Genomic DNA, 12,087 nt, shown 5'->3' on the forward strand with positions numbered 1-12,087 from the left:
TTCTTGATATGTTCTCGCCGACCCGCTAGACCGAGTCAATGGTAAAACCCCGTCCCGTCCGCGGCGCGACGTTGAACCGCGAGAGCACCCGCTTCAACCTGCCCGAACGCGAGGCCGATGGCGACTGGCTCGATGATCGCGAGACGCTCGACGAAGGCCCGCCCCCGCTCCGCACCACCGTGACGATCGAAAAACCGCGCACGATCATCACCCGCAACAACTCGCCGGACGTCGGTTTCGATCGCTCGATCAACCCTTATCGCGGCTGCGAACATGGCTGCATCTACTGCTTCGCCCGGCCGACCCATGCCTATCACGATCTGTCCCCCGGACTCGATTTCGAAAGCCGGTTGTTCGCCAAGCCCGATGCCGCGCTGCTGCTCCGCACCGAGCTCTCGAAACGAGGCTATGTCTGTCGCCCGATCGCGTTCGGCACCAATACCGATCCCTATCAGCCGATCGAGGGCGACTGGCGGATCACGCGAAGCTGCATCGAGGTGCTGGCCGAGACCAACCACCCCCTCACCATCACCACCAAATCGGACCGTGTGACCCGCGACATCGACCTGCTTGCCCCCATGGCGGCGAAGGGGCTTGCGGCGGTCGCCCTATCGGTGACGTCGCTCGACCCGCGGATCGCGATGACGGTCGAGCCGCGCGCTCCCGCGCCGGAGCGAAGACTTGCGGCGGTGAAGAAGCTCGCCGAGGCCGGCATCCCGACCTATGTCTCGATCGCCCCCGTGATCCCTGCGATAACCGATCATGAGCTCGAGCACATCGTCGAGCGTGCCGCGCTGGCCGGGGCAACGGGCGTCCGTTTCCTCATTGTGCGGCTGCCCTTCGAGGTTGCGCCGCTGTTCAGGGCGTGGCTCGAGACGCATTTCCCCGATCGCGCCGGCAAGGTCATGGCGACGATCCAGTCGCTTCGCGGCGGGCGCGACAATGATCCCGATTTCTTCAGCCGGATGCGCGGGCAAGGCCCATGGGCAGACCTGCTGCAGACTCGCTTTCAGATCGCTTGTCGAAAGCACAATATGAACCGCGACCGGATCGAGGTGCGGACCGACCTGTTCAGGCCGCCAGCCGGACCGCAGGGCGAGCTGTTCGGCTGAAATCATGCGCCGCGACGAGTATTTGCCGTCCAACATGGATAGTTGCGCCGATTGTGCGTGCCCCTCGCCGAAATCGGCGCGGAGTGAGTCGGGGATGTCGCGGCTTTTTCTGGTTTTTCAGCGTGTTGTTTTGCGACTGGGAGGTCCGGCGCTTGTCTGCGGTCCGGCTCTCAGGCTGAGCGAGTCGCAGTATTCTGCAATATCCATTGCGAGCCCGCCGAAAATTCCAGGCTAATAACCCTGTTTGGCGCGCCCACCCCCCCTCCGGGCGGCGGGCGGCGCGGCATTTTTGCGATTCGACGTGCGAATTCAGATTTCGCAGGCCGCCGGATTTGGCGTTGGAAATGCAATATTCTTCACGTCGATCCGCGTGCGTTTTCATCATCTAACCGTGCGCCACTTCGCTTGGAATTACATGATTTAGCGCATCAGAAGTATAGAGTTTCGAGAATCGTTCCGTTACTCTTTCTTCCTGCTTACCCGGCCGGGTGATGTGACAAAGCGGAGCGCCAATCGTCCACATCCCCAACTGGATTCGGCCTTCGCCGGGAAAGCGAGAAGGAACGAAGGGAGCGTTTGTGCGCCGCCCTCGCCCACCGGCGGCGCGGTGGGGTGTTCGTGATCTTGACCGTTAGAAAGAGCGGCCCTGACGCGCAGGGTATTGGCCGGGCAGGACGATAGCAGCGATTGCATGTGTTTGAATTGCCTCGGGCGAGACCGGGGGAGTCTTGTGCCGTACGGGAACGCTCCGCTTCAGCGAGCGGCGGAGCGGCGGTTGACGGGCCATGCGTGTTATACTAGAGTAACACAGTAAATTGGTTCGTCGATAGCGGTGCGCGGCCGTCAATAAATACAGGTGAGGAAACGGTCGTCATGTTGCACAAGTCTCTCGCGTTCGCCGCTTTGCTCGCCGCCGCCAGCGCCCCTGCCCTGGCGCAGCCTGCCGCACCCACCGTTACGGTCGACAGCGGGAAACTGGCCGGCAATGAACGGGATGGCATGAGGGCGTTCCTCGGCATTCCCTACACCGCCCCGCCCATCGGCGACCTGCGTTGGAAGGCGCCACAGCCGGTGAAAGCCTGGCAAGGCACGCGCAAGGCGACCGAGTTCGGGTTCGTCTGCCGCCAGACCGCCGATTGGGTGAAGATGCCGCAAAGCGAGGATTGCCTGACGCTCAACATATGGGCGCCCGCCAAAAAAGCAGCCAAACCCTATCCCGTCATCGTCTGGATTCACGGCGGCGCGTTGACCAGCGGCCATGGAACCGAATGGGGCCCCGAAGGCGGCAAGAGCGTCGTGCGAAAGGGCGTGATCCTCGTTTCGATCAACTACCGGCTCGGCGTGTTTGGCTTCTTCGCCCATCCCGAGCTTTCGACCGATGCCCCCAACCACACTGGCGGGAACCAGGGCTTCCGGGACCAGATCGCAGCGCTGCAATGGGTCAAACGCAACATCGCAGCCTTTGGCGGTGACCCTCATAATGTCACCATCGCGGGTGAATCGGCGGGCGCATCCTCGGTGAGCGCGTTGACGATTTCGCCGTTGGCCAGCGGCCTTTTCCAGCGCGCCATCGCCGAAAGCGGCGTGGCCGGCCCCCTGCCCCCCGCGGCCGCAGCGGAAAATCTGGGAAAGGCGCTGGGCGAGGCCCTCAAGGCGCCGCATCTCGCCGACCTGCGCAAGCTGAGTGCCGAGGATCTGCTCAAGCAGAAATGGCAGGTGATGCCCTATCTGGACGGCGCGGTTTTTGCCGAACAGCCGCAGCAAAGCTTCGCCGCCGGCCACCAGAACAAGGTGCCGCTGTTACTTGGCTGGAATGCCGATGAAGGGCTGGACCTCGCCCCCGATGTCTTCGGCACAAAGGATATCAATGCGACCAATTACGAAAGCCTGCTGCACAGGCCCTTCGGCCCGCAGGTGCCGCCCGTCATACTGACGCTCTATCCGGGGAAGACCGATGCCGAGGCCAAGGCATCGGCGCAACGCCTGGTCACCGACATGATCGGGCTGTCGCATTTCGGCTGGGCCACCACGCAGCAGAAAACCAACACCCAGCCGGTCTATCTCTATTACTACACCCACTCCCCCGCCGAGGCGCTGCCGGAGCAGCCCTGCACTTATGGCTGCAAGGCCGGGCATACCGCGGAAATCCGCTTTGCCTTTGGCCAATTGTGGCGCGACCCCCGCCCGTGGAACAAGGATGACCTGGCGCTGGAGGAACAGATGCTCGGCTATTGGACCGACTTCGCCAAAACCGGCGACCCCAATGGCGCGGCGCGGCCGAAATGGCCGGTCTTCGATGGTACGCCGGCCACGGTGCAAAGGCTTGGGAGTGCGGCGGAGATCAAGGAGCGCGGCAATTTCCCGGATTTCCGGCCTTTCCTCAGCATGATGCCGCAATAGGCCAAGGCGCATGTGAGGGGCATTCCAGCCCTTTCGCCCGCGCTGGCGATCCGGCATGAAGCAGCGGCTATGGACCGCCCGAACTATATCACTCCTGCCGGCTATTCAGCGCTCAGCCGCGAATATGGGGCGCTGCTCGGCGACGAGCGGCCGAAGCTGGTCGAGGTGATCTCTTGGGCGGCCGGCAATGGCGATCGGTCCGAGAATGGCGATTATATCTATGGCCGCAAACGCCTGCGCGAGATCGACCGGCGGCTCGGCTGGCTGGCGAAACGGATGAAGGCCGCCGTGGTAATCGACCCCGCCGCCCAGCCCGACCGTTCGCGGGTGTGGTTCGGCGCGACCGTCACCATTGCCGATGAGGATGATGTCGAGCGGGTGCTGACTCTGGTCGGCGACGACGAGGCCGATGCCGGCGCGGGCCGGATCGGCTGGAGCGCGCCCTTCTCCCGGGCCTTGCGGGGCGCCGCAGTAGGCGATCTGCGGCGGGTGATATTGCCGGCTGGCGAGCGGGAATATGAGGTGATCGCAATCACCTACCCGGAGCCCTGACACTGCGGGCGACCTGCCGCTGAGAAGCAGAATTGAGCGCGCCAATCAGGCCTGTTCGGCCAGTGTTTCGCCATAATGCTCAGCGAGATAATCAACGAACAATCGGATGCGTGTCGGCAGGTTTGCGCCACCCATGAAGACGGCATGGAATATCTCCCTGTCTCCCGGGTTGTACGGTTCCAGCAACGGTATCAGGCGGCCATGGGCGATGGCGCGCCCGATGGCGAAATTGCCGATGCGGGCGATGCCGACGCCGTCGAGCGCGAGTTGCAGGAGCGTTTCGCCACTATTTGCTTCGATCGAGCCATGGACTTCGAACGTCTCGATCCTGCCGTCACGCCGAAAGGGCCAGACCGGCTCGGCTCGTCGAAAATTGAAGTTCAGGCAGTTGTGCCGGGCGAGGTCTTCAGGCGATTGCGGCGTGCCCCGTTCCGCAAGATAGGCCGGTGATGCCACGACGGTGCGGCCATTGTCGCCAAGGCGGCGGGCCATCAGCCCGCTATCGGCAAGTGGCCCGGATCGCACAGCGATATCGGCCTGGCCCGCCGCGATATCGACCGTTTCGTCGCTCAGGTTGATGTCGACGAGGATCGAGGGATAGCGACGCACGAAAGCTTTCAGAAGCGGTACGATACAGACCCGGCCGTGGGACACCGCTGCGCTGACACGAACGCGCCCACGGGGAGCGCCCTGATCCGCGATCGATTGTTCGACTTCGTCGATGTCCGCCAGAATACGGCGCGCACCACCAAGATAGGTTTGGCCTTCAGCCGTGAGCGTCAGCGCGCGCGTCGTTCGCAGGAGCAGGCGCGTACCCAGCCGCGCTTCGATCCGGTCGACCGCCCGGCTGACGCCTGACGGGGTCAGGGACAGGCGCCTGCCTGCGCCGGAAAAGCTGCCGGTTGCTGCGATTGCGGCAAAGACTTCGAAATCGCGCGCGCGGTCGAATGCTGTCACCTTTGCCTCCCAGTCAATAATCCTGCGACTGGCACCCAGCTAATCAAGCGGCAGCCGCTCGTCTAGTTGTGCTTCAGCGCATGGAGCGCCTGAGGAGCCGTTATGAAAATTTCGAAATTCGCCCGTCGCCTCGCAATCGCCGCGGCCGCAACCACCAGCCTGTTCAGCCTGGCTGCCTCGGCGCAGACACGCACGGACTTTCCCAGGGAATTCCACACCCAGGAGATAAAGACCAACGGCACAACCATTCATGTCCGCGTCGGCGGAACCGGTCCGGCCGTCATTCTGCTGCACGGCTATGGCGATACCGGCGACATGTGGGCGCCGCTCGCTACGGGCCTTGCGAAGGATCACACCGTGATCGTTCCCGATCTGCGCGGCATGGGCCTCTCCGCCGTCGCCGATTCCGGGTTCGAGAAGGCGAACGAAGCCCAGGATATTGTGGGCGTCATGGAAGCGCTGCACACATCCAGCGCTGATGTCGTGGCGCACGACATCGGTAACATGGTCGCCTACGCACTCGCAGCGCGCCGTCCTGAGCATGTCACCCGGCTGGTACTGATGGACGCACCCGTTCCCGGCATCGGACCGTGGGACGAAGTGCTGAAGAGCCCTTTGCTGTGGCATTTCCGGTTCGGCGGACCGGATATGGAGCGCCTCGTCGCGGGTCGCGAGCGGATATATCTCGATCGCTTCTGGAACGAATTCGCGGCCAATCCGGCACGCTTCACCGAGGCGGAACGCACGCATTATGCCGCGCTCTATGCAGCGCCCGGTCGCATGCATGCGGGCTTCAGGCAATTTGCCGCCTTCGACCAGGATGCAGTCGATAATCGCGCGTGGCTCGCCTCACACGGCAAGTTGCGCATGCCGGTGCTGGCCATCGGCGGCGAAAAGTCGTTCGGCCCGATGATGGCGGTCGTTGCGCGCGGCGGCGCGGTGCAGGTCGAGGAGCGCGTCATTCCCGATGCCGGCCACTGGCTGATGGAAGAACAGCCGGACAGCACCGTGAAGGCGATCCGCGACTATCTCGACGCAAGGCTGCCAGTCGCGACAGCCGGCAAACTCTCCCGATCCGTCCTGTCGCTCGATCAGGCCGCGATGAAGCCAGTCGCCGGAGCGGGCGCGGGAACCTCGGGTGTGACCGGCATCCAGACGGTGCTGCTCTATGGCGACCCTGCCAAGCCAGGACCCTATGCGCTCGAAATCCGCGTTCCGGCCAATACCGCGATCGCACCGCACACGCACCGCGACGATCGTTTCGCGACGGTCATGTCCGGCACATGGTTCTTCGGATACGGCAGCGACCGCGCGCAGGCGCGCGTTTCGGCGCTGACAGCCGGCGGCCTCTACACCGAGCCCAGGGACGTGCCTCATTTCGCGTTCACGCGCGACGAGGCGGCCGTGGTCCGGGTCACCGGCGTCGGCCCGAGCGACACCGCCTTTACCGCCACGCAGCGCTGAGCATTTTCGAGAGGATTGACTCATGACTCAGTTGGAAGTGATCGCCGAGCGCGATCGATCGATCGAAGGCAATGCCGGGCGGCTGTTCGTCCGGCAATGGCCAGCCCAGGGCGAGCCGGCGGCGAGCCTTGTCATCTGCCACGGCTTCAACGCCCATAGCGGCCATTATGCGAGAGCGGCCGAAGCCTTTGCCGCACGTGGATTTGCGGTGACGGCACTCGACCTTCGCGGTCGCGGCCGATCGGATGGCGAGCGGTTCTACGTCGACAGCATCGACGATTATGTCAGCGACCTTTCCGGGGCAGTGGAGCTGGTGCGGACGGAGGCCCCGCATCTGCCGATCTACCTGCTCGGCCACAGCGCCGGTGGCGTGACGGCTGTCGCCTATGCCATCGACAACCAGGATCGGATCGCCGGCCTGATCTGCGAGAGTTTTGCACTGCGTGTCGCTGCGCCCGACATCGTGCTGCAGCTGCTCCGGGGCGCCAGTCACATCGTGCCGCACGCCCATATCCTGAGGCTGAAGACCGAGGACTTCTCACGGGACCCGGCCTGGATCGCTCACATGAATGCGGATCCGTTGATCGACGACGAGGTCCAGCCGATCCGAACCGTAGCGGCGCTGGCGCGGGCGAGCGAGAGGCTCGATCAGGCCTTTGGTCGCATCACCCTCCCCGTCCTGATCCTGCACGGGACAGCCGACAGAGCGGCCCGGCCAGACGGCAGCCAGCGCTTTTTCGACGCTGCGGGATCAAGCGACAAGACGCTTCACCTGTACGAAGGCCATTATCACGATTTGCTCAACGACATTGGCCGGGATCGCGTGCTGAACGACGTCGGCAACTGGATCGAGAAACGCGTGATCCAGCTTTGAAAAATATCAACCACGTTTCCAGGCGGGCAGCCGCGGTTGGCGATCTGCGGCGGGTGATATTGCCGGCGGGCGAGCCGGAATATGAGGTGATCGCAATTGCCTACCCGACGGTTTGAAGGAACCGCGCCACCCCCCGGCCGGTTGATGGCGCAAGGAGAAGGAGCATGGAAAACCCCCGCACCACCACCGCGCGCGACCATGACGACCATGAGCTGATCGAAGGCGAGGCCCCTGCCCCCGCTGTCTCGGGCTCGGCCGGCGGAAATCTGGCCCGCGACATCGCGACGCAGAGCGAGGAGGATAGCCTTATCGAGCCATATAGCAGCAAGCGGGTGCAGAAGGACGACGCGATCCATAACGACACCGCGCGGCGCAACCGGCGACCGCGCTAGGCCGCGACGGCGACAAGCTCAACCGCGCCTCAGCACTTCGGCGAGGTTCGCGATCATCGCTTCCCAGAGCTTCTGCGCGTCCGCCGGTCCGGCTCCTCTCGCCTGAAAATTCAGGCGCGTGTTCGGCCTAATGGGTGTGAACGTCACGTCGATCTGCGCCAAACCCGCGAAATGCTGGGGTACCGCCAGGCTGAACGAAAGCCTCCTGGGCGGCTCGAAAATCGCGTAATTGCCATCATGCGTGATGATCCGGCCGGCTTCGTGTTCCACAATGGAAAACGCCCCGCCGGTTCGGCGATCGGTTCGTGCCACGAGCCTGTTCGTCGGCGATTTGAACAGCCAGCGCTCGATCAGCGGCGGATCGACCCATGCCTCGAATGCCGCATGGGGATCTGCATCGAGATCGATCGAAATCCTGGCTCGTACGTCACTGGCGACCATCGCCCGCGTCTCCACAGCTGCCGGCCCGGTCTTGTTGGAAAGCCGACGTCCCCGGCTCAACGGTCGGATCGGCCATCCCGATCCAGCGAGGCAGCGCGAAACAAGCAGCGGTGGGCAGCGCAGCTTTTAGGCCCTAAGGCCGACGCATGGCCAGACTTTCAAAAAAAGACCCCTATGGAGATCTGCACCGCGAGGAGGAGGCTCCCGCCCCGCCGACGCTGTGCTGGCTCTGTGGCCGGCCGACCGGCAAGACCATAACCTGGCACCATCCCGTGCCCAAGAGCCGGGGCGGGCGCGACGTCGTGCCGATGCACCCGATTTGCCAGCAGACGCTGACCGCGAATTTCACCAATTCCGAACTGCAGCGCCACGGGATGGATGTGGAGGCGCTGCTGGCCAACCCCAATATCCGCAAGTTCGTCGACTGGGTGGCGAAAAAGGATCCGGATTTCACTGCGGGCACGACCAAGAAGCAACGCTGATCAGGCGTGCCTGGCACTCCAACGGAAAGGCGCCAAAACCCGCACTGTCGCGGGCGGCCAGGGGCCTATTCGAAGGTCGCGCTCAGATCTTCCAGCGTCGCGCCGAACGGGTCCTTGCCGAAGCGATTGTCGCCTCGGGTGCCGGGAACGATGCACCAGATGAGGAGTGTGGCGGTTCCGACCAATGTGGCCAGCACCCCACCACCGCCGATCGTGAGAAAGAGAGGCCGGTTGCCCAATAACAAGAAAAACAGCGTTATGGCGAAAGGCACCCAGATCAGCAGGACCCACCAACCCCGGTTGTTCATGTCATGCAGCCGCCGAACCGCGACCGCCAGGCTCGGCAGGAACGTTCCGAGCCAGAAGAAGAATGCGAAGACTATGGCGAAATCACCCCATATCCGCGTGCTCGAGCGCCCGCTCCTGAAAGCGCGATCGCCGAAATTCGCGTTCAACACGATGCACGCGGTGATGACCGCCACCATGAACGCTATCCAGGGCCAGAACTCCCGTCGCGACGCCCGGCCGCTGAACCGGGCGTAGCGCCGCAACGGCATGAACATCCACCGCATTCTTCCCCCTTTTTGTGGCGCTTCGATGCCCCGTCGCCAGAACTGCCAGTATCAGAGTATCTCGAAAAAACGATAAACCCGCCCGATCTCGGCGTGTCGGTTTCCGACCGCAGTTCAGTTCGATCTCGTTATCGGCGCCGCTTCTTCGGGTATGCGGGAGCGGCGCGGTCGTCCGCTGTCAGCTGCTGCCAGCGATTGAAACGCTCCACCGTCAGCGTGCCCTCGGCAATCGCTGCCTGGACGGCGCAGCCGGGCTCGTTGCCATGGGCGCAATCGGAGAAGCGGCAGTCCTGCGCCGCCAGCAGGAAGTCATCGAAAACCTCTGAAACCCCCTCGGCCGCGTCGGACAGCTGCAATTCGCGCATGCCCGGCGTGTCGAGCAGCCAGCCGCCCCGCTCCAGCCGGTGCATTTCGCGCACGGTGGTCGTGTGGCGCCCGGTATCGTCGCTTGCCCGGATCGCCTGGGTGGCGATGCTGTCCGAGCCACGCAAGGTGTTGACGAGGGTCGATTTGCCGACCCCCGAGGACCCCAGAAGCGCCACGGTCTTGCCTTTGCCGCACCAGTCCGCGAGGCGCGCCACGCTGGCGGGATCGCGGCCGTTGACGGTTTCGACCCGCAGTCCGGGCTCGATCGCACGCGCCGCGGTCGCAAAAGCGTCCGGGGTGTCGGTCAGGTCAGTCTTGGTGAGAACCACGACCGGGTCCACGCCCACATCCCGCGCCAGCACCAGGTAGCGCTCGAGCCGCGCGACGCTGAAATCCTGGTTGCAGGAGGCGACGATGAACAAGGTGTCGATATTGGCGGCGATCATCTGCTCCTTGCGCGGATCGCCCGGCGCGCGCCGTTTGAACAGGTTCATCCGGCGCAGGACTCGCGTCGGCAGCTGCGTGGCATCGTCGACCAGCAGCCAGTCGCCCACCGTCGGATGATCGTCCGTGGGCAGGGCACCGGGGATATAAGGCGTGATCGAATGCTGAAACCCGGCGCCCGCGACCGCGATCTGGCCGCGATGAACGGCCATGACGCGGACGGGATGGCATAGCCGCGCCTCCTCGGCCGAAACCTGTTCGCTGAAAAAGTCGCTCCAGCCGAGCTCTTCCAAGGACTCATCAGTCGATTTCATAGGCGGCGGCTGCGTCTTTCTTTCTGGTCGGGAAGCCGTTTGCCGGCTTCGGGGACATGCCGGGCTCCGCTAGCATGGCTCAGCGGGAGAACCTATCGAGGTCGTGCCGGATTCTGACGCCCTGACCCGAAGAGCCGCCACATCTGAGGTGCTGGCGAGCCGGCCGCACGGGCGGCCGTTCATCGCCGCGCAATCTGGCGCATCCCATTCTCTCCGACTGTAGAAGTAAGGGCAAGGCATCAGGAGCAGCGCGTTCGGAGGGGAAGTCATGGGGACGGGCAAAGGGCTTATCGCGGCCGTGTTTGCGATACTTCTCAGCGCGCAAAACGCGCATGCCGACACCACTGACGATTATGTTGCTGCGCAGATGCGCGATCAGGCCATCCCCGGCCTTTCGCTTGCCGTCCTTCGTGACGGGCGGGTCGTCAAGACAGCCGGCTACGGGTTCGCCAATGTCGAGCTTCGCGCGCCGGCGAGCAGCGCCACCGTCTATGAGCTTTGCTCCATCACCAAGCAGTTCGTCGCTGTGGCGATCCTGCTGCTCGTCGAGGACGGGAAGCTGCGGCTGGACGATCCGATATCGCAGTATTTCAGCAACGCGCCGGAATCGTGGCGCGGCATTACCGTTCGCCATCTGCTTTCCCATACATCTGGCATCCGCGACCTGATCAACGATCCGTTGACGCCCGGCGCACGTCCGCTCGACCAGACCCGGGCCTTTCCGCGAGAGGATACAACAGCCACGGACGTCATTCGCCAGATGATGACGGCCGAGCTCAATTTCGCGCCCGGCAGCCGCTGGTCGTACAGCAACACCGGCTATATCGTCCTCGCCGAACTCGTGTCTCGGGTGAGTGGCACTCCCTGGCACCAATTCCTCGCCGACCGCGTGTTTCGGCCGCTCGGCATGAACGACACACGGTTTCACGACGAAAGCGGGATCATTCCCGATCGCGCTGCTCGCTACGATCGCGTGGGCACTCCCGGGCCTCCGCAGCTGCGCAACAGTCCCTATCTCAACCCGACCTATTGGTGGCTCGGCGGCGCGGGCATCATGAGCTCGGCAAGAGATATGGCGAAGTGGGACTTAGCGCTCAGCAGGGGCGCCATCCTTACCCCCGCCAGCCTAGAGCTGCTGCGCCGGCCGGGCATTTTAACCGATGGCAGCCGGACAGGGTACGGATTCGGCTGGAATCTCGACCAATATCAGTCCCAGTCGCGGATGTGGCACAATGGAAGCATATCCGGCGGATCCAGCCATTACAGCCGTTTTCTCGATTCCAGAACAAGCGTGATCGTGCTGGCCAATACCAATGCGAATCTCGACGTGATCGCGCTGGCCGTCGCCGGATTCTATGATACCAAGCTTGCCCATTCGTCGCCCATCCTGAGCGTTGCCGCTCCCGCGCGCGCCGAGGCGGGCAAGCCGCTCGAAATAACCGTGTCCGCGCAGAATTGGGGCGTCGCCATTCCCAAGGGCCAGCTCAATCTGGAGATCCGCGCCGCGCCGTTCGGCCCTGACAATCACGTGAACCAGCAGAGTTCCGCAGTGGCGAACTGGCTCAGCGGCCGCACCCTCTCGCGAGCCTTCTCATGGACCCCGCCAGCGCCGGGCGAATATCGCCTGTATATCGGCGCCTTCAACAAGGACTGGTCGGTGATGCATGCGTGGAAGAACGGCGTGGCAACCATCGATATACGCTGACGTGCCTGCCGC

12 protein-coding genes and 1 pseudogene are annotated in these 12,087 nt (G+C 63.8%); 9 read left to right on the forward strand and 4 right to left on the reverse strand.

Translation table 11 applies throughout. The features are described from left to right. Positions 1-38 precede the first annotated feature (38 nt). From AC1DVS_RS17560 to AC1DVS_RS17570, 3 genes are all read left to right on the forward strand, one after another. Entirely contained in the window at positions 39-1,112 is a 1,074-nt protein-coding gene (locus AC1DVS_RS17560) for a PA0069 family radical SAM protein (protein WP_478025194.1), read from the forward strand. A gap of 873 nt (positions 1,113-1,985) precedes the next feature. Beyond that, positions 1,986-3,512, forward strand: coding sequence for a carboxylesterase/lipase family protein (locus AC1DVS_RS17565; RefSeq protein WP_478025196.1), 1,527 nt, complete (start codon positions 1,986-1,988; stop codon positions 3,510-3,512). 69 nt (positions 3,513-3,581) lie between these two features. Next, the gene (locus AC1DVS_RS17570; protein ID WP_478025430.1) at positions 3,582-4,064 is read left to right on the forward strand and encodes a GreA/GreB family elongation factor; all 483 of its coding nucleotides are present in this window, start codon (positions 3,582-3,584) and stop codon (positions 4,062-4,064) included. Positions 4,065-4,109: 45 nt separating this feature from the next. Here AC1DVS_RS17570 and AC1DVS_RS17575 read toward each other — a convergent pair whose 3' ends face one another. Beyond that, positions 4,110-5,021: a LysR family transcriptional regulator gene (locus tag AC1DVS_RS17575; RefSeq protein WP_478025198.1), complete on the reverse strand. Its 912-nt coding sequence runs from the start codon at positions 5,019-5,021 to the stop codon at positions 4,110-4,112. A 102-nt stretch (positions 5,022-5,123) separates the two neighbouring features. On the opposite strand from AC1DVS_RS17575, the gene AC1DVS_RS17580 reads away from it, so the two are divergent. The 4 genes and pseudogenes from AC1DVS_RS17580 to AC1DVS_RS17595 all read left to right on the forward strand — a co-directional run bounded on the left by AC1DVS_RS17580 (position 5,124) and on the right by AC1DVS_RS17595 (position 7,751). Then, complete coding sequence (locus tag AC1DVS_RS17580; protein WP_478025200.1) at positions 5,124-6,485, forward strand: alpha/beta fold hydrolase; 1,362 nt, start codon at positions 5,124-5,126, stop codon at positions 6,483-6,485. A 22-nt stretch (positions 6,486-6,507) separates the two neighbouring features. Beyond that, positions 6,508-7,359 (forward strand): lysophospholipase, encoded by an 852-nt coding sequence (locus AC1DVS_RS17585; RefSeq protein ID WP_478025202.1) that lies wholly within the window; start codon positions 6,508-6,510, stop codon positions 7,357-7,359. A gap of 23 nt (positions 7,360-7,382) precedes the next feature. Further along, a pseudogene (locus AC1DVS_RS17590) lies at positions 7,383-7,475 on the forward strand (transcription elongation factor GreB); the annotation flags it as partial. 48 nt (positions 7,476-7,523) lie between these two features. Then, positions 7,524-7,751, forward strand: a complete 228-nt coding sequence (locus AC1DVS_RS17595; RefSeq protein WP_478025204.1) for a hypothetical protein — start codon at positions 7,524-7,526, stop codon at positions 7,749-7,751. An 18-nt stretch (positions 7,752-7,769) separates the two neighbouring features. Here the strand turns inward: AC1DVS_RS17595 and AC1DVS_RS17600 are convergent, their stop codons facing one another. Next, the gene (locus AC1DVS_RS17600) at positions 7,770-8,252 is read right to left on the reverse strand and encodes an SRPBCC family protein (RefSeq protein ID WP_478025206.1); all 483 of its coding nucleotides are present in this window, start codon (positions 8,250-8,252) and stop codon (positions 7,770-7,772) included. 86 nt (positions 8,253-8,338) lie between these two features. Between AC1DVS_RS17600 and AC1DVS_RS17605 the strand changes: the two genes are divergently transcribed. Then, entirely contained in the window at positions 8,339-8,674 is a 336-nt protein-coding gene (locus AC1DVS_RS17605; RefSeq protein ID WP_478025208.1) for a hypothetical protein, read from the forward strand. 65 nt (positions 8,675-8,739) lie between these two features. Here the strand turns inward: AC1DVS_RS17605 and AC1DVS_RS17610 are convergent, their stop codons facing one another. Next, positions 8,740-9,246, reverse strand: coding sequence for a DUF805 domain-containing protein (locus AC1DVS_RS17610; protein ID WP_478025210.1), 507 nt, complete (start codon positions 9,244-9,246; stop codon positions 8,740-8,742). 128 nt (positions 9,247-9,374) lie between these two features. Beyond that, entirely contained in the window at positions 9,375-10,370 is a 996-nt protein-coding gene (gene rsgA / locus AC1DVS_RS17615) for a ribosome small subunit-dependent GTPase A (RefSeq protein ID WP_478025212.1), read from the reverse strand. A gap of 268 nt (positions 10,371-10,638) precedes the next feature. Here rsgA and AC1DVS_RS17620 point away from each other — a divergent pair, with 268 nt between their 5' ends. Further along, positions 10,639-12,075, forward strand: a complete 1,437-nt coding sequence (locus AC1DVS_RS17620) for a serine hydrolase domain-containing protein (RefSeq protein WP_478025214.1) — start codon at positions 10,639-10,641, stop codon at positions 12,073-12,075. Positions 12,076-12,087: the final 12 nt, after the last annotated feature.

Source organism: Sphingomonas sp. P3_C5 (genome assembly GCF_056402635.1).